This is a genomic window from Paraburkholderia sp. SG-MS1 (assembly GCF_012275575.1).
GTDB lineage: Bacteria > Pseudomonadota > Gammaproteobacteria > Burkholderiales > Burkholderiaceae > Paraburkholderia.
In genome coordinates this window covers 17,053-35,208 of record NZ_NPIH01000029.1, presented here as the reverse complement: position 1 = coordinate 35,208, position 18,156 = coordinate 17,053, and the positions used below count along the sequence as shown (strand labels likewise).

Annotated in this window: 15 protein-coding genes; 13 read left to right on the top strand and 2 right to left on the bottom strand. The window is 59.8% G+C overall.

Features of this window, described 5'->3' with window-relative positions:
- Nucleotides 1-1,181: 1,181 nt before the first annotated feature.
- The 13 genes from CIC12_RS02340 to CIC12_RS02280 all read left to right on the top strand — a co-directional run bounded on the left by CIC12_RS02340 (nucleotide 1,182) and on the right by CIC12_RS02280 (nucleotide 15,745).
- The gene (locus CIC12_RS02340; RefSeq protein ID WP_168661791.1) at nucleotides 1,182-2,225 is read left to right on the top strand and encodes an alcohol dehydrogenase catalytic domain-containing protein; all 1,044 of its coding nucleotides are present in this window, start codon (nucleotides 1,182-1,184) and stop codon (nucleotides 2,223-2,225) included.
- A gap of 56 nt (nucleotides 2,226-2,281) precedes the next feature.
- Complete coding sequence (locus CIC12_RS02335; protein WP_168661789.1) at nucleotides 2,282-2,605, top strand: hypothetical protein; 324 nt, start codon at nucleotides 2,282-2,284, stop codon at nucleotides 2,603-2,605.
- Nucleotides 2,602-3,624: a CobW family GTP-binding protein gene (locus tag CIC12_RS02330; RefSeq protein WP_168661786.1), complete on the top strand. Its 1,023-nt coding sequence runs from the start codon at nucleotides 2,602-2,604 to the stop codon at nucleotides 3,622-3,624. The genes CIC12_RS02335 and CIC12_RS02330 overlap by 4 nt, the downstream gene beginning before the upstream one ends.
- Complete coding sequence (locus tag CIC12_RS02325; RefSeq protein WP_168661784.1) at nucleotides 3,621-4,712, top strand: WD40 repeat domain-containing protein; 1,092 nt, start codon at nucleotides 3,621-3,623, stop codon at nucleotides 4,710-4,712. Before CIC12_RS02330 ends, CIC12_RS02325 begins: the two co-directional genes overlap by 4 nt.
- Nucleotides 4,713-4,750: 38 nt before the next feature.
- The gene (locus CIC12_RS02320; RefSeq protein ID WP_168661782.1) at nucleotides 4,751-4,957 is read left to right on the top strand and encodes a hypothetical protein; all 207 of its coding nucleotides are present in this window, start codon (nucleotides 4,751-4,753) and stop codon (nucleotides 4,955-4,957) included.
- Nucleotides 4,958-5,231: 274 nt separating this feature from the next.
- Nucleotides 5,232-6,902 carry an aromatic/alkene/methane monooxygenase hydroxylase/oxygenase subunit alpha gene (locus CIC12_RS02315; protein WP_168661780.1) on the top strand — a complete coding sequence of 557 codons (1,671 nt, stop codon included), beginning with the start codon at nucleotides 5,232-5,234 and terminating at the stop codon, nucleotides 6,900-6,902.
- Between the two features lie 62 nt (nucleotides 6,903-6,964).
- Nucleotides 6,965-8,050: an FAD-binding oxidoreductase gene (locus CIC12_RS02310; protein WP_446727908.1), complete on the top strand. Its 1,086-nt coding sequence runs from the start codon at nucleotides 6,965-6,967 to the stop codon at nucleotides 8,048-8,050.
- A gap of 71 nt (nucleotides 8,051-8,121) precedes the next feature.
- Nucleotides 8,122-9,207: an aromatic/alkene monooxygenase hydroxylase subunit beta gene (locus tag CIC12_RS02305; protein ID WP_168661866.1), complete on the top strand. Its 1,086-nt coding sequence runs from the start codon at nucleotides 8,122-8,124 to the stop codon at nucleotides 9,205-9,207.
- A gap of 41 nt (nucleotides 9,208-9,248) precedes the next feature.
- Nucleotides 9,249-9,602, top strand: coding sequence for an MmoB/DmpM family protein (locus tag CIC12_RS02300; RefSeq protein ID WP_168661778.1), 354 nt, complete (start codon nucleotides 9,249-9,251; stop codon nucleotides 9,600-9,602).
- Nucleotides 9,603-9,697: 95 nt separating this feature from the next.
- Entirely contained in the window at nucleotides 9,698-10,723 is a 1,026-nt protein-coding gene (locus tag CIC12_RS02295) for an amidohydrolase family protein (RefSeq protein ID WP_168661777.1), read from the top strand.
- On the top strand, nucleotides 10,720-11,550 hold the full coding sequence (locus tag CIC12_RS02290) for an iron-sulfur cluster assembly protein (protein ID WP_168661775.1): 831 nt from the start codon (nucleotides 10,720-10,722) through the stop codon (nucleotides 11,548-11,550). Before CIC12_RS02295 ends, CIC12_RS02290 begins: the two co-directional genes overlap by 4 nt.
- A gap of 40 nt (nucleotides 11,551-11,590) precedes the next feature.
- Nucleotides 11,591-13,228, top strand: a complete 1,638-nt coding sequence (groEL, locus tag CIC12_RS02285; protein WP_168661773.1) for a molecular chaperone GroEL — start codon at nucleotides 11,591-11,593, stop codon at nucleotides 13,226-13,228.
- A gap of 486 nt (nucleotides 13,229-13,714) precedes the next feature.
- On the top strand, nucleotides 13,715-15,745 hold the full coding sequence (locus tag CIC12_RS02280; protein ID WP_342030500.1) for a sigma-54-dependent Fis family transcriptional regulator: 2,031 nt from the start codon (nucleotides 13,715-13,717) through the stop codon (nucleotides 15,743-15,745).
- A gap of 343 nt (nucleotides 15,746-16,088) precedes the next feature.
- On the opposite strand, the gene CIC12_RS02275 is transcribed toward CIC12_RS02280, so the two are convergent.
- Both CIC12_RS02275 and CIC12_RS02270 read right to left on the bottom strand, forming a co-directional pair.
- On the bottom strand, nucleotides 16,089-16,421 hold the full coding sequence (locus CIC12_RS02275) for a ribbon-helix-helix domain-containing protein (protein WP_168661770.1): 333 nt from the start codon (nucleotides 16,419-16,421) through the stop codon (nucleotides 16,089-16,091).
- A 125-nt stretch (nucleotides 16,422-16,546) separates the two neighbouring features.
- Nucleotides 16,547-18,148 carry a GMC family oxidoreductase gene (locus tag CIC12_RS02270; RefSeq protein ID WP_168661768.1) on the bottom strand — a complete coding sequence of 534 codons (1,602 nt, stop codon included), beginning with the start codon at nucleotides 18,146-18,148 and terminating at the stop codon, nucleotides 16,547-16,549.
- Nucleotides 18,149-18,156 lie beyond the last annotated feature (8 nt).

Genomic DNA, 18,156 nt, shown 5'->3' with positions numbered 1-18,156 from the left:
ACATGCTCCCCAATGTTGAACGGCGTATCGGGGCTAGATGAACTTAACGATCGAAAGACGTTTTACACCGGACACCTACTTGGCTTCGGTCCCAAGGACCGCAGTGCGTTGACTCCGGAAGGTCGGCGGTCGTGCAAATCCCTCGTAGATGAGCGGAACCGGTAGTCCCGGAACGGTTTCGACTGGCCATAGGCTTTCCACTTGTCGTAGGGTCGTCGCCCAAGATTGGGATCGTCGAAATCAATACCGGATAGTCGATGACCGAGCGGCGAGACCGACACGACGCATACGCCATCTGCGCTGCGCATACAAGTCTCACCCTGGAGGAGTTTCCGATCGCCAGCAGCGTCGCCAGCTCATTCTGTCGCAAAGCGATTGGGGAGTTGTTGAGCAGCGCGAGCGCATGCGACAGACCAGAATCTCCCGGAATTGCCTGGTTCGCCGCGCGCGCCATAGTTGATAGAGCGGCGCTATTTCGCTTGAGAAGGCGATTTCGAGCGATGCTCGCGGCTTCTTCACAGCACCTCCTGGATAGTTGCGGGCGAACTAAGTTTGTCCGGTTTCCGCTGCTCTTGCGGCTCATGCCGGCGAGTGCCGGGAGTGCGGTGACGGAATTGCGGCAGACCAGTCGAATCAATCCAATCAGGGAAGTTGGCTCGGCTACGCCAGTGCAACAGGGGTTGAGTAACGGACGATGAAACGACAGGGCCGCTATCGACGACGAGCCGGTGTCCTGCCACGTAGATCGCAGATCGCGTTTATGTCGCGTCGTGGCTGGGATGGATTGTCGAACCCGGCAAGGTCGATAGTTAGATTGCAGCTTTCGGCTGCCAGTTTTTAGGTAAGCCAGGCGACGTGACACGAGGTCACGGTTACCAGACATCGCTTACGTCGCTGCGCTTGCTATTTCCATCAGCGAACAACGCGGGTCAATACCCTATAAAGGGTGGTAGTTGGTGCATGGTGTCTCGTATTGGGACGTTCAGGATATTGCTCATCCTCGCGGGGCGTCCGATTTTGCGACATGTAGGCGCTGCAGCAGGTCCAGTCTAAATTCATGGGCCGCCGTGGAAATGGCGCGGGCACGGCGTCTGCCAGACTGAGCAGTCTATTGACAAGATTGGCGTGCTCTTTGCTTAGCCCAACGCAAGCACATTAAAAGACAATTCAGGAGACAAACTGTGAAAGCTGCCGTCTTGCACGAATACGATGAGTCGTTGTCTCGCGAACAACTGGTTCGCTACGAAGAAGTCGCGACGCCCGATATTCAGGGGCCAAACGATGTGATCGTGAGAGTCGGCGGAGCCGGCGTTTGTCGAACGGACTTGCACGTCGTCGAAGGCATCTGGCGCAGCAAGGTCGACGTGACGTTGCCATATATCATGGGGCACGAAAACGCCGGGTGGGTCGAAGCGGTAGGACGGGCCGTCCAAAGCGTCAAGGTAGGTGATCCCGTAATCTGTCATCCGCTCGTCACCAGCGGCCATTGCCTTGCGTGCCGGCGCGGCGACGACATGCACGCGTCCGAGAGCCGTTTTCCGGGCATTAACGCGAATGGCGGATATGCAGAGTACCTGTCCACCGGTGAGCGCTCGCTGATAAAGTTGCCCGCATCGCTCGCGCCGAAAGATGTCGCGCCTTACACCGATGCTGGACTCACCGCATACAGAGCGGCAAAAAAGGCTTCGCGCCATCTATTACCAGGCCAGTTCGCCGTGGTTATTGGCGCGGGTGGCCTCGGTCATATTGGAATTCAGGTTTTGAACGCGCTCTGCGCGGCGGAAATGATCGTCGTGGATCGTTCTGAGGCGGCACTCCAACTCGCGAAAGAGTGTGGCGCGCATCACACGGTGCAAGCGAGTGGCGATGAAGTCGAGCGCGTACTCGAACTGACCCGCGGCAACGGCGCGGAAGCGGTAATCGACTTCGTTGGAGAAGGCGATGCGATCGCTAAGGGCCTTGCTATGACGCGTAGCGCGGGCTTCTATTACATCGTCGGCTATGGCGGAAAGATCGAAATTCCAACGATCGACATGATAACCAGCGAAAAAACGATCGTCGGCAATCTGGTCGGCACCTATCCTGAACTGGTCGAACTCATGGCGCTGGCCGACCGCGGCCTTGTGCATCTGGCGACGAAGGAATACCGGCTGAGCGACGCAAATCAGGCTTTGAAGGATTTGCATCACGGCAAGATCAAGGGGCGTGCTGTTCTGATTCCCTGAGTCGTTCGCTGTCGAGATAAACCGTCATCCGTAGCGATCTGTGAACGGAGAGCCGCATGCCGTCCCATCCAATCGTCACGCCGCTATCCGAACACGTGCAACTGGTCGTTGCGCTGACGCAGTTGAACTCCGATCACCTGCGCGGCGAAAGTCGTCTCGCCGGCGCGGAAATCGAACTGGCAGGCGCGCTGGCCGACTCGCGGGCCAGTGGCGAAAATGACACGCCCGAGCGTGCGCGGCACATCGCGCAATTGCGGGAGCGTTTCGACGAAGCCCAACGAGCGCTGCGCGCGACCGAAGCGCAACGCACGCGGCTCGAAGAGGCACTCAATGCGCTCAACGCGATAACGCTTGCAGCACGCGACAGGAATCCACGATGAAGCGCATTCCCGTGACGGTCCTGACGGGCTTCCTTGGGGCGGGTAAAACCACCTTGCTCAATCGCGTGCTACGTGAGCAGCATGGGTGTCGCTATGCGGTGATTGTCAACGAATACGGCGAGCTCGGTATAGATGGCGCGCTGGTCGTCGGCGCTGAAGATGAAGTCATCGAGCTGAATAATGGCTGTCTCTGCTGCAAGGTGCGTGGGGATCTGATCCGGGTCGTGTCGGGACTGATCCGCCGCAAGGACGGGTTCGACGGCATCCTGATCGAGATGTCGGGGCTGGCCGATCCCGCGCCGGTCGTGCAGACTTTCTTGATCGACGATCTTGTGCGCCAGCGAGCCCAGATCAATAGCGTAATCTGCGTCTCCGATGCGCGCTATCAGGAGACCGCGCTGCGCACCAGCATCGAAGCTGCCGTGCAATTGGCGCAGGCTGACACGATCCTGTTGAACAAAGTGGACCTGGTCGACGCCGACGCTCTCGATGCGATCGAGGCCGTGGTGCATGATATCAACCCGGTCGCCGCGATTGTCCGTACCTCGTATTGCGATGTACCGCTGGCGACGTTGCTCGATCGGCAGACGCTCACGCTTGCGTTGACCCCGCACGCCGCCGTTGCGGTCGAGCTGACCGATCGACGCGAGGGGCTCGTTCACTATCGCCGTGTGCGCGTCCCGGCACGACCCGCCGCGATGACCGGCCGGCATAGTCACGGCATCGGCAGCGTCTCGCTGCATATCGAGCGACCGTTGGACCGTACGCGTTTCATGTCATGGCTCCAGCAACTCGTGACCGAACACGGGCAGGATCTGCTGCGAGCCAAAGGCATCATCGACATCGCCGGGTCCGAGCGGCGCTTCGTATTTCAGGGCGTGCACATGAGTGTCGACGCCGACTTCGACCGCCCGTGGCGCGGCGACGAGTTGCGTGACAGCAGGCTGGTTTTCATCGGCCGCGGACTCGACGCAGACGAGTTACGCGAGAGCGTCAAACATTGCGAGATCGACGCATGAACGCAACCGCTCCACTGGTCGATCTACTTGGCGCCCGCTGGGTGGCGCAGGCGCCGGTGCTTGAAGTTGTCTGGAATGCCAACAGCGACTATGCGGCGTTCGCGCTCGGCGACGGCACTCTCGCCTTTGCCGCCGGCAGGTGGGAAGGTGGGCCGCAGCTCAAACCTCACGCGACACGCGGTATCGAACTGATTCACCCGCAAGCCCCACCTCCGCCCGTTGCGCGCTTCGCCGTGCATGACGGCGTCTGTCTAAGCCTCGCGAGCGATCCAGCCGGCGGCTTCCTGAGTGCCGGCGACGATGGACGACTTGTTCATCTGGACATCGACGGCAATAGCAACCTGCTGGCCGCATTGCCCGGAAATTGGATCGACGCGGTTGCGGCGTCGCGCTCGGGTTGGCGTGCCTATGCGAGCGGTCGCCGCGTCTGTATTTCCGGCAAGCAGTCGCACGAACTGAGCTTGCCAGCGCCCGCCGGCTGCCTCGCCTTCGACACGACCGGCGAGCGGCTCGCGATCGCGCATCAGGGCGGCGTCACGATCTGGTCTGCCGCAACCGGTGCCTCGAGACTACTGGCGTGGCCCGGCTTTCATCGTGTGGTCGCGTGGAGTCCCGATGGACGTTATGTCGTGACCGGCATGCAGGAGAACGCATTGCACGGCTGGAGACTGCCGGACGGCGACGATATCGAAATGGCCGACTATCCACTGCAACCGCGCGCGCTGTCGTTTTCGGCGGACGGACATCTGCTGGTGACGAGTGGTGGCGAACGACCCGTGTGCTGGCGCTTCGACCCGCCTCGCGGTGCACCGCCGCAGCACTGCGGCGGCACGAGCAAGTCGCCGGTGACCTGCGTCGTGTGCCACCCCACGCTCACGATGATCGCTGTCGGCTATCACGATGGCGCGGTACTGCTGTGTCAGCCCGGCGGCACTGACGTTCTTTTCGTCAAAGGCCGTGGTGGCGCACCTGTCGTGGCGCTCGCATGGTCGCCCGATGGCGGACGCCTGGCGTTTGGCACCGAGTCGGGCGAAATGGCGCTGGTGTATTTGCCGCACGCGCTATTCCGGATTGAAAACACGCGCTGAAGCCATTGTGGCCGCGCGGCGCAAATCAGGAGACGACGATGACCCAGAACACGAGCGTGAGCAAGGAACAGTTCATCGAGAAAGTTGGCGCGCTTGCCGATCAGATGATCGCAGCCTACGGAGCCGACTTCGCGATGGGGTCGCTGATTCTGGCGGCACGCTTCATCGCGCAGGGACCACAGCGCGGCGACGGGCAGGCCGGCACGCTGGTGAATGCGGATGGTGGCGCGATCGCGGGTCGCTGAAGTGGCCCAAATCAGGACGTGTGCGATTGCTGGAGCGTCGCAGAACAAGACAGCATTGCAACACCACAAGGGCGTGGTTCGGGGATAGCGGCGGCCAGGCTTACTTGTCTCCATGGGCAAGTTAACTGGCACGGTTGTCGCTCTAAAGTTTGAGGTCAACCTGAACGAGTCCAACTTGATAAGTTTTCCAAAACTTCGACGGACAGGTCGACTGCGAGTGTGTTCAAGCTGCCGTCATTCGACGGTCACAGTGAAACCGAACAAGGAGAGCTCGATGTCTGACGGATTAACGCTAAACAAGATCACGTCCCAGCGTGGAATCAGTATCGGCGAGGCCGCGCGCCGCGTCGCCGATCTCGGCTGGACGCCCAGTTATGTTCAGGAAGCAATGACCTTCCCGACCGACTACAAGATCAGCAAGGCACCGCGCGACCCGATGAAGCAGGTGTTGCGCTCGTATTTTCCGATGCAGGAGGAAAAGGACAATCGCGTCTACGGCGCGCTTGATGCCGCTTTGCGTGGCGACATGTTTCGCAATGTCGAGCCGCGTTGGGTCGAGTGGATGAAGTTGTTCCTCGCGATCATCCCGTTCCCGGAAATCTCAGCGGCGCGTTCGATGGCGATGCTCGGCCGTCTCGCCCCCGGCGAGGAATTACGCACCGGCTTCACGATGCAGATGGTTGACGAATTCAGGCACTCGACGATTCAAATGAATCTGAAGAAGTGGTACATGGAGAACTATATCGATCCGGCCGGCTTTGACATCACCGAAGCGGCTTTCGGCAAGTGCTATGCAACGACCATTGGACGCCAGTTCGCCGAAGGCTTCCTGACCGGCGACGCAGTGACGGCCGCCAACGTCTTCCTCCAGGTCGTCGCAGAGACGGCGTTCACGAATACGCTGTTCGTCGCGATGCCGTCAGAAGCGGCACGTAACGGCGATTATGCGTTGCCGACCGTGTTTCTCTCGGTGCAGTCCGACGAGAGCCGTCATATCGGAAACGGGCACTCGCTGGTCATGTCGATCATCAACGACCCCGACAACCATCTTTTGCTGGAGCGCGACCTGCGCTACGCATTCTGGCAAAACCATGCGATTGTTGATGCGGCGATCGGTACGTTCATCGAATACGGAACAACGGATCGTGACAAGAAAAAGGAATCGTACGCGGAGTTGTGGCATCGCTGGATCTACGAAGACTACTACCGCACCTACATGTTGCCGCTCGAAAAGTACGGCATCAAGATTCATCATGACGACGTCGGCGCGGCGTGGGATCGCATTGTCAAGAAGAATTATGTGCACAAGGTTGCGCAGTTCTTCTCGGTTGGCTGGCCGGTGAATTTCTGGCGCATTGAAGCCCAGACAGAAAAGGACTTCGAATGGTTCGAACACAAGTATCCGGGCTGGTATGCGGAGTTCGGCGACTTCTGGAAATGGTATGCACGAAAGAGCGTGCCGGGCGAGACGAACATGCTGTTCGATCAGGAAAACGGCTACGTATACCCGCATCGTTGCTGGAGTTGTCTCGTGCCGTGTCTGATCCGTGAGGACTTCGTCGTGGATGAGGTCGACGGCAAGCTCTATACATACTGTTCCGAGCTATGTCGCTGGACGCACAAGGTGGCCTTCGCACCGGAATACGAAGGTCGGCCGACGCCGGCGATGGGGCGATTCAGTGGCCGACGCCAATGGGAAGAGTGCTATCACGGCTGGGATCTGGCTGACTGCATCAAGGATCTGGGCTTCGTGCGCAGCGACGGCAAGACGCTGGTCCCGCAACCTCATCTGCGGTTCGACAACCGTGACATGTGGACGCTCGACCACGTGCGCGGCCACGTGATCCAGAGTCCTATCGTGCTCCTGCGCGACATGACACCCGAGCAACGCGAAAAGCACATTGCCGAGTATCGAGCGGGATTCAAGATCAAACCGCTGAACTGACGATATGGAGCGTCCGGAGCGGAGCAGTCCGCTCCAGAGCCGCAATATGGACGGAGGACGGGATGAAAGTAATGGATAAAGAGGAGAGCCCGCCGGTACAGGCAGCCGACAAGGAGCCCGTGCTCCACACGGTCCGCTTCGAGCCGGTCGGTGTGGATATGTCGGTCGCGGAAGGCGAGACGGTCCTCGATGCGGCGTTCCGCCAGGGCATCGCCGTGATGCATGGATGCAAGGAAGGGCAGTGTAGTAGTTGCAAGTCGTTGTTGCTGGAGGGCGACGTGGAGATGAAGAAGTATTCGACGTTCGCGCTGCCCGACTACGAGCGCGAGTCCGGTCATATTCTTCTGTGCCGGACGCTCGCTTATAGCGATCTGACCGTCGAGTTGCTGAATTACGATGAAGACCTGATGCGCAGGTCGATCCCGGTCAGCGAATACGATGCGACGCTCACGGCTATTACGCATCTCACGCACGACATCCGCCTGCTCGAGGTTCAGCTTTCGCGTCCCTTGCGATTCTGGGCGGGACAGTATGTCGATCTGACGATTCCGGCTGCGGGCATCACGCGTTCTTTTTCGATGGCGAATGCACCGGATGGAGAAAGGCGGCTTCAATTCATTATCAAGAAATACCCAAACGGCGCGTTCTCGTCGCAACTGGATGAAGGGCTGAAGCCGGGCGACCGCCTCGTCGCCAAGGGGCCATACGGCACCTGTTTCAGGCGCGAAGACGAACCCGGTCCATTGGTGCTGGTGGGCGGTGGGTCCGGCATGTCGCCGTTATGGTCGATTTTGAACGATCACGTTCGGAGTGGCGAACGGCGGCCAGTGCGCTTCTTTTACGGTGCGCGCACGCGCCGTGATCTGTTCTATCTCGACAAGTTCGCGGAGTTTGCCGACCGGTTGCCTGATTTCCGCTTCATTCCAGCGCTGTCGCATGCACAACCCGAAGACGCGTGGACCGGCGAGACGGGTTTTATCCACGACGTCGTGAGTCGCGTGCTGCGGGACGAGTCGCTTGTGGGAGATATCGATGCCTACGCATGCGGCCCGACCGCGATGATCGATGCGGTGATTCCGGCCTTGCAGATGGCCGGCGTCGAACCGGAGCGGCTCTTCTTCGACAAGTTTACGCAGGCAGTTCGCTGATCGCAGCGGTGGCGGGAAAAACGTGCACCGGCAATCGGATAAACGGATCCACGCAATCAAGGAGACACGACATGAGTACGTTGGCAGAGCGGGAAGTCTTGATCAAGTCGGGCGCTGCGGGCGCTGCGCAGTTTATCGGCTGGGACAGCCGGAAGTACAACTATTTCGAGCCGAAAGGGCGTAAGGCAAGCCATTACGAAGACATGACGGTGGATGTCCAGCCCGACCCAAAACGCTATCTGCTGCAAGACTGGATACTGGCATTTGCGGACGGCACGCCGACCTACTCGGAAACGTGGACGGCGGCGAAATGTACGGACTGGCATCAGTTTCGAGCCGTTGACGAAGAGTGGGAGCGCACGCATTACCAGCGTCAATCGACGATCGTGGGGATGATCACCAGCGCGACTGCAAACGCGCGGCGCTCAGGAGCAACGAAGCGTCTCGACAAGACGTGGGTCAAGGTTCTCGAACAGCATCTGGGTGCTTACAAGCACGCGGAGTTTGGTCTCGGGACTGCGACCATGCACGCGCAGCGCTACGGTTACACGCAGATGATCAACAGCGCGATTCTTACGAACGCCTCATACAAGCTGCGTTTCTCACAGGATCTGACGCTGCACCTGGGTGAGATTGCGATTGATTTGCCGGGTCTCGATCTCGATGCCGGAAAACAGCACTGGCTTACGGATCCGATCTGGCAGGACACGCGGCGCGCTATCGAGGCTATCGGGGGGGCGGACGATTATCTGGAGAAGTATTTCGCGGTCAACGTCGTGTTTGAGCCGCTGGTTGCAACACTATTTCGTAGCGGCTTCATCATGCAGGACGCGGCCGCGCAGAATGATTTCCTGACGCCGACAGTGGTGTCCGCCGCCGAAGGCGACTACGAGCGCAATCTTGCGAATGCTGTCGAACTCTTCCATATGCTCGCGAACGATCCAAACCATGGTGAAGCGAATCGTGCGCTGTTCACGGGATGGCTTGAAACGCACGGTAAGCTCGCTGCGCAGGCGGCAAAGCACCTGCAGCCGATCTGGTCGCTGCCCCACGTCAAGGTATCGCAGTTTAGCGACTGCTTGAGCAGTTCGGTCGAACGCGCCGAGATGATTGCGAAGGAAATCGGCATTCATTTCCCGCTTGCCGTCGAAGTGTAAATTCGTCCACCGTTCGAATCAATCGCGAACAGGAGTCAGCCATGTCTGTGCATACCGACAATATCTTCAAACCGATCCAGGATCTGCGCTTCGAGCAAACTATCTCGCACCAGTGCGGCGTCACAATGAACGACAGCGTCGAAGCGCGTGCAATCGCCGAACTGATGGCGACTAAACCCGGCATCACCGTCACTTACCTGCCGGCGATGATCCGAATCGACGGTCAGGGAAAAATCGAATTCAAGATGGGTGAGATCAGCGAAGCGCTGGGGCGCGAGATGACGCCGCATCTGTTCGAGATTTCCACGTCGACGCATTACGGTCGCATGGTGATGATCGACGATGAAACCGTTGCGCTATTTGGCAATATGGATGACGCAATGGCTTACGAGTAAGCGCCGGATAAACGTCAAGCAACGGTACAAACCCGCAACACGCACCGGCTTCGCGTGAGTGAGCCGGTTTGCGATAACTCACGGAGACGACTGTCATGTTTAGAACCCCTGACGGCGAGGACATCTTTGTCATCGACGGGCACGTCCATCTTTGGGACGGCAGCAAGGAAAACCTGAAGAACGTGCACGGCCAACAGTTTATCGACTGCTTCTATGCGTATCACACGAATCTGAGTCCCAAAGAGTACCTATGGCCGAAGGAGAAGTTTGACAAGTACGGCGAAGAGGTCATGTACGACGATTTGTTCGTCAGCGGCTGCGACGACATGGCGATCTGCCAGCCGACCTACCTGACCGACTTTTACAAGAATGGCTTCAATACGACTGAAGCGAACTACGTGGTCAAGAAGAAGTACCCACACCGGTTTATCGTCAATGGCGCATTCGATCCTCGCGATGGCGAAGCGGGGCTTGACCGGCTCACCGAATTGTCCGAGCTGTATAAGATCAAGGGGGTAAAGCTATATACGGCCGAATGGCGCGGGGACAGCAAGGGGTACAAACTGTCGGAGCCGGGCGTGTACCGGTTTCTCGAACGCTGCGAGCAGTTGGGCATCAAAAACATCCACGTCCACAAGGGGCCGACCATTTTGCCGCTCAATCGCGACGCGTTCGATGTCGGGGATGTCGATGACGTTGCGACCAGCTTCCAGAATCTGAATTTCATCGTCGAGCATTGCGGCTTGCCGCGTCTCGATGATTTCTGCTGGATTGCGACGCAGGAAACCAATGTCTATGGCGGTCTCGCGGTAGTGCTGCCGTTCATTCACAGTCGGCCGGAGTACTTCGCGCATGTGATTTCCGAATTGTTGTTCTGGATTGGCGAAGACAAGATCCTGTACGGCAGCGACTATGCGATCTGGTCGCCGAAGTGGCTGATCGAAAAATTCATGGCATTCGAACTGCCCGAGTCAGTGAGCAAGGAAACTGGCGTGCAGCTATCGTTGACGGCAAAGAAAAAAATTCTTGGCCTCAACGCGGCGCGTCTTTACGACATCGATATCGAGGCCCAGAAGACACTGCTCAAAGAGACGCGGCAGACGCCCGCGCTCAGCGTATGAGCGCCGTAGCGCCTGGCTCCGCCGACGAGCGCGCTGCTCAGATCTGGATGCGCCTGGCGGTGGTCGTAGATCCTGAGCTGGACGAGTCGGTGACCGCGTTGGGTTTCGTAACGTCGGTTGCTGCGGACGCGGCAGGCGGCGTGAAGATCGCATTCCGTTTGCCGACCTACTGGTGCGCCGCCAACTTTGCATTTCTGATGGCCGACGACATGAGAGCGGCTGCTGCGTCATTGCCTTGGGTCACGGGCGTCACTGTCGAACTCGACGAGCACATGTACGCAGCGGAAATCAATTCGGGGGTGGCAAAAGGGCTGAGCTTCCAGCAGAGCTTCGGCGATGCCGCCAGTGACGATCTCGCTGAATTGCGACGCACGTTTCTGCTCAAGGCGTTTCAGCGCAGACAGGAAGCGCTGCTGACGAATCTGCTGGCGCGAGGACACGATGCATATGAGCTGGTGAAATGGAGCGTCGACGAACTCTCATTGCTCGCAGTTGACGATGCCCATACGAAGGGTCTGATCGACCGTTATATCGAGCGGCGTTTCGTGGTTGGCGCAAGTCCCGATGAATCACAGAAGCTGCAGGTTGCATTCGTCGATAGCGCTGCGGCGGTACTTGATCCTTCGACGCTTGACGCCTATCTACGCGCGCTGCGACGCGTCGGCGTCAATGCGGAATTCAATGGCGCGTTGTGTCGCGGTTTGCTTGCGGCGCGCTATGGAACCGACGCCGGTCCGCCGGCCCATGCGGACGACGAGCACCCGATCCATTTCGTCACGAGGCACACCTATCAGGAGATCGCAGCGCGTAATGCAGGCGCAGGTTAGAGCAGACGGTTGGAAAAATAGAACACATAGGAGGATGACAATGCCGAACATCATGTTGCACGACGACGAAGCGCGCGCGGCCCTTGGTCGCGGTGTTGCAAAGCTCGCGAAAGCCGTGCGCGGCACGCTGGGCCCCAAAGGGATGAACGCAATCATCGATCGCCCGATCGGGTCGCCGATCATTTCGCGCGATGGTGTGAGCATCGCAAACGAGATCGAACTCGAAGACCTGTTCGAGAACATCGGCGCGCAGGTAGTTCGTGAAGTCTCGAAGCAAACCAACGAGGTCGCCGGCGACGGCACGACCACTGCCACCGTGCTGGCCGATGCACTGGTCCAGGACGGGCTGGCCTGTCTCGGTCAGGACGTCAACCCGGTCGAGCTGGTGCATGGACTCGAGTTGGCTGTCGAAGAGACCATTGCGGCGCTTAAACGGGCGGCCACGCCGTTGCGTGGTCCCGATGAGGTACGTGCGGTTGCGGTCGTTGCAGCGAACGACGAATTCACAGGTGGGCTGGTAGCGGAGGCGCTGGAACGGGTTGGCGCGGATGGCATTGTCGACGTCGAATACGGCACGACGGTCGAGACGCGACTGGAAGTCGTCGACGGTATGGCGTTCGATCGCGGTTATCTCTCGCATCACATGGTCACGGATCTCGAACGGATGCAGGCCGTGCTGGACAACCCGCTGATCCTGATGACCGATCAGCGACTGCAAAGTCAGGACGAGGTCGCAGCGCTCCTTTCATTAGCCGGACAGAACAAACGCCCTCTGCTGATCATCGCGGAGGAGGTGGCGCCGGCGTGCGTCGTCACACTGCTCGCGAGCCGCGATGCGGGCGGTCCTGCCGTCGCCGCAATTCATCCGCCCGAGTATGGTCATTGGCGCAAGGCGATGCTCGAGGACATCGCGATCGTCACTGGTGGCCGCGTTATCGCGCGCGATCTGGGCGGCAAACTTGAAGCGGTTGCGTTGCGCGACCTCGGTAGCGCACGCCAGGTGCGTATCTCCTCGAACCAGACGATCGTCACGGCAGGTGGCGGGGACGCGACGGCGATTGCCGCGCGCCGGCAGCAGGTCGCACGTCAATACGACATGGCGCCGGAGAACGTTGAGCGCGACAAGTACCAGGTACGGCTCGCAAAACTGTCGGGCGGCACTGCGCTGATTCTCGCCGGAGGCGCCACGCCGGTCGAGCAGAAGCGTCGCGTGCATCTCATCGAGGATGCGATCAACGCGGCCCGTGCAGCCATCGCGGAGGGAGTTGTGCCGGGCGGCGGCACCGCGCTGCTTCGCGTGTCGATCGAACTTGAAGGCATGATCGCGCGGATGCGTGGGGGCGCACAGCAGGGTGCGAAGTTGTTGCAGCGCGCGCTGGCGGCCCCGTTGTTCCATATCGCGACCAACTGCGGACTCGACGGTGCGGCGATCGTCTCGCAGATCGCCAAGTCGGACGGCAGCATCGGTCTTGACGCGCGCACCGGCGAATGCACTGATCTGCTGGCGCGCGGCGTGATCGATCCAGTGAAAGTGAGCTACAGCGCAGTGCGTAATGCGGCGTCCGTGGCCGGACTGATCCTGACGACGCAGACGCTGATTGCCAAGAAGCCCGACACGCTCGATCCGACCGCAGGGCCGGCGCTCGGCGCAGGTGCTGAGCGGCTCGGGCGCAAGTGATTTGCGATCGGCCGCCACGAGGTGTGCCTGTGATAGCGACGCCCCCGTCAATCACGTCACGCCGCAGCACGCCATTACGCTTGATAAGCGTATTGAGGAAGATGGCTGGCTGCGCGATTTGCGCGACCGGGGCGATCATTCTCGTGGTCCACGCGAACCAGGTTTGCAGCTGTCTGCTGCATGGCAACACATCAACGGTCTGGTGCTCAAACAGGTAGGCGTGCCGCGCCGGACTTGACTGCGGCAAGCAGGGTGCATGCGCAGTTAGCGTCCCCTGTAAGCGCATCGTCGGCGTAACTGATTCGCCGATCAAGGTGTTTTCCCCAGCCAAACTATAAGGAACGGGGAGTTATACTAATGAAGCGCTGTTGCGGCATTGCAGGGTCAGGCAATGCTGGCTCACCCGCAGCGAATCCAAGGGCAAACCGCGAAGGCTGAGCGACAAGTCTGGAGTCAGCCAATCGCGTTCCCATACGGAGGAGACAAGTGGCGAGGCACCTTTCTGGTATCTCGGGTCGCGATGACTTTGCTGTCATGCGCAGCGTGATCGCGCGGACTCAGGTCGAGCTCGCGAATGTCTCTCACTCCGACAATGACACGATGCTCGGCTGGGAACGATTTCTCGCGGGCGAGATGACAACGGCGGTGCCCTCGGCATTGCTTGCATCCTGGAAGCGTAGCCTGCAAGCCGGCGTCAATCCCACTGCCGGCGCTGCGCCCTTTGCGGTGTATGGCGATGCCGTCGGCGCATTGCGTTGGAGGCATCGGGAACTCATCTCCGCTTCCGATCGCCTCTTCTCAGCAACCGCTGATCTATTCACCGAGTCGCATTCCATTCTGCTGCTGACAAACGCCGACGGCGTCATTCTCAAAGTAGCGGGCGATCTGCACACGCTCGATGCCGGCGAAAAAATTCATCTGACGACCGGCGGGGATTGGCGTGAATCGACTGCTGGAACAAACGGCATCGGCACGGCGCTCGCGACCGGACAACCGACCTACATTCACGGTTCCGAACACTTCTGCGAAGGCATCAAGACCTGGAGTTGCGCGGCTGCGCCGATCTGCGAGCCTGGCACGTCTAATATCATTGGTGTGCTGGACATATCGGGGCCGCCGTCCACCTATCAGATCAACAATCTGACTCTGGCGGTCACGGCGGCCCGGCAGATCGAAATGGTGCTTGCCGAGCAGGTGGCGCGGGATCATATGCGTCTGTTGGCGTTTTGCCTTCAACGTCTTTCGTCATCTGATGCTGCCGGCCTGATCGCCATCGACCGGCGAGGCAGACTGGTTCACACGACAGCGCGAGTCGCGCTACCGGTCGGCCTGGGAGAGCGCTTTCCGGGGATGGACGAAGATCGTGCTGTCGAGGAATGGGCGGCGCGGCTTCCGCGAGGATTGCGCCCGGAGTGGTTCAATCCGGTAGTCGTCGAAGGTGGCACGATCGGGGCGATGCTGATCGTGCCGTCGCGATCGGCAACCCATGGCACGGCTCGCCGGGTCGCGAATCAGGAGCCGATCCGCACGGAAGCTGACCCGCAGCGCAACTGCTTCTCGCAAATTCTGGGCTGTAGCGTCGCGATGCGCACCGCCGTCGGTCGCAGTCAGCAACTGGCGCGACGGCGTGTGCCCGTGCTGATCGAGGGAGAAACCGGCGTCGGCAAAGAACTGTTCGCGCGGGCTATTCATGGCGAAGAGGGCGCGAACGGTCCGTTCGTCGCATACAACTGCGGGGCGGCGTCAAAAGAACTGATTGCTTCCGAACTGTTCGGACATGTGCGCGGGGCCTATACCGGCGCGACCTCCGAAGGGCGCCCGGGGCGCTTCGAGCTGGCGCACAACGGCACCTTATGTCTCGATGAGATCGGCGAATTGCCGCTTGAACTGCAGCCTGTTCTCCTACGCGTTCTCGAAGAAGGCGTCATTTACCGGTTGGGCGATACCCAACCCACACGAGTCGACGTTCGACTGGTCGCGATGACCAACCGCAACCTTCGCGAAGAAGTCGAATGTGGACGCTTTCGACGTGATCTGTACTACCGGGTCAGCGTCACGCGGGTACGGATTCCTGCGCTGCGCGAACGCGAAGGAGATGTCGAGTTACTCGTCGATCATTTCAATCGCAGCTTGGCACAACGGCATGGAACTCAAACCAGGCGGTTCCCCGACGACGTGCTGACGGTCCTGCGCGCTTATTCGTGGCCGGGCAACGTTCGCGAGTTGCGCAATGTCGTTGAAAATCTTTTGCTTACGTCCGACGATGACACTGTTGCGCTAAACGAATTACCAGAAATGCTTGACGAAGCGGAGATTCCCGACAAAGTAGTGAGCGTGGTCGACGCACCTTCGGTCAGTCTGGAGGAGACCGAACGCGCCGCGATCGTGCAAGCGGTACAGGGTGCGAAAGGCAATCTCGCACAAGCAGCGCGTTCGTTGGGCGTGTCGCGCAGCACCTTATATCGCAAGTTGGAGATCTACAGATTACTGGAACTGGAACGGAGGCCCGTACGCTAGGGGCGAAGGTTAAAGCTTGGAGCGGCTTGCCGCCGTTACAGGACCGTCACGGTGTACGGGTGAGCTTTGGAGATGAAGTTGGCAGCCGGGAGGCGCAAAAGGACGCAGTCGACCGATCCGTTCCCGCGGCATCAATCAGCGACGAGGCGGAGCCTTGCCGGATCTCAATTGCAACCCAAGGCGCCGGCGTCCTTATACGGATAGTTGCTGCTTGCGATAATGATCGGCGCCCCCCGGCAAGCAAAAAGCCCGCTAGCAGTCGCTCAGAACATCGAGTCGCAACTGGATCGGTCAGCACCTGTCGAACCCCAACAATCGACGTAGCAGGCGAACCAATGCGCGTTCAGACACCATGTACGATCTTCGGGCGAAAGGTCCGGTGCGTGTCCTGGCTTGCGGTGTCCTCGAGCACAATGTCGCGCGACAGGTAGCGCAGACAACAAACCCTCAGAAACGACGTGAAATTCGCTGGAGGCTCGCCGCGCAGGTCAAGCAGCTCTTCATAGAGCTTGACTGCGAACTGGCTGGTCGTCATTTTCTCCCGCTGCGCAATCTCATGCAGCACGTCCCAAAACAGATTCTCCATACGCACCGTGGTTACGACCCCGCGGATGCGTAGCGATCGCGTGCGCGATTCGTAGAGCATCGGATCCGCGCTGACCAATACTTGACACATGGTTCCTCCTTGGACTCTCTGTTAAGAACTAAGGGTAGCGACGCGGACGACAGTGACGCCTGGATCTTCCCTCAAATAGCTTCCAGCGTCCACCGTCCGCGCCCGAACCAGCTGGCGGTCCGTGCTCAGATTGCCCGCTTTTGCATCTGCTCGGCGATGTAGTCCGCCTGGCGAATCGCAAGCGTCACGATTGTGAGCGTCGGGTTTTCCGCGGCCCCCGTTGTGAATTGGCTCCCGTCCGATACGAAGAGGTTCGGAATGTCGTGTGCCTGACCGTGGCGATTGACTACACCGTCCTCCGGTCGGGCGCTCATCCGGGCGGTGCCCAGATTGTGTGTCGACGGGTACGGTGGGACGCGGTGAACCCTGGTTGCGCCGACTGCCTTGTACAGCGATTCGCTCTGCCTAAATGCGTGCTCGCGCATGGCCTCGTCATTCGGGTGGTCGTCGTAGTGCACGTCGGCGACCGGCAATCCGTGCTGATCCTTCTGAGTGCTGTTCAACGTCACGCGATTGGTCGCGCGCGGCATGTCTTCGCCGACGATCCAAAGACCGGCCGTGTGCGAGTACTGGTCCATGGCTTGAGTGAACTCCGGTCCCCAGGCGCCCGGATTGAGGAATGCCGCGTAGAACGGCAGGCCGAGCGAGATCGTCTCGAGGTGGTAGCCGCCGACAAAGCCCCGCTTCGGATCATGACGTGCTTCGTCTTCGACGATGCCGGCCATCGTCGTACCTTTGAACATTTCGACCTTCTCGTCGAATGACGCGTAGACCGATCCCGTCGTGTGACGCATGTAGTTGCGTCCCACCTGATCCGACGAGTTCGCGAGTCCCTTCGCGAATTTTCCGGAATGAGAATTCAATAGCAACCGCGGCGTCTCGATCGAGTTGCCCGCCACGGCGACAATACGCGCGTTCTGCCGCTGTAGCTTGCCTGCCGCGTCGTAGTAGAGCACGGCGTTCACCCGGCCGTGTGCATCGTGTTCGATGCGTGCGACGTGCGCTTCGGTGCGCAACTCCATGTGCCCGGTAGCTTGCGCGTGAGGCAGTTCGGTATAGAGCGTGGACCATTTGGCACCAAACCGGCAACCCTGGAAGCAGAGACCGCGCTGGAAGCAATGCGTGCGGTCATCGCGCGCGACACTATTGATCGCCATGCGACCGGTGTTGCATTCCTTGTAGCCGATCTTGGTAGCGCCTGCGTATAGCACCTTGAAGTTGTTGTTGCCGGGCAGTCCCGGCAAACCGTTAGTGCGAGTGACCCCCATTTTCTTCTCGGCGCGATCGTAGTAGGGGTCGAGTTCGTCGCGAGTGAGCGGCCAGTCGAGCAGTTGTGCGTTGTCGAGCGCGCCATAGGTCGTGCGGGCCCTGAACTCGTGTGGCTGGATACGCAGACTCGCGCCAGCCCAGTGCACGGAGGTTCCGCCTACCGTCTTGCAGATCCACGCGGGTAGACTCGGGAAGTCCTTGGCGACACGCCATGTTCCGGATGTCGTTCGCTTGTCGAGCCACGCGAGTTGCTGGAATGATGCCCATTCATCTGCGATGAAGTCTCCTTGAGTGTGCAGCTTGCCCGCCTCGAGCACGACGACGTCGATACCTTTCTGGGCGAGCTCGTTGGCGAGCGTGCCGCCGCCGGCGCCCGACCCGATAATCACGACGACGTGATCGTCGTTGAGCGAGAACCTGGCGCTTTGCGCTCCTGACTGCGTTTGCGTCTCTGCCATGATTTGCC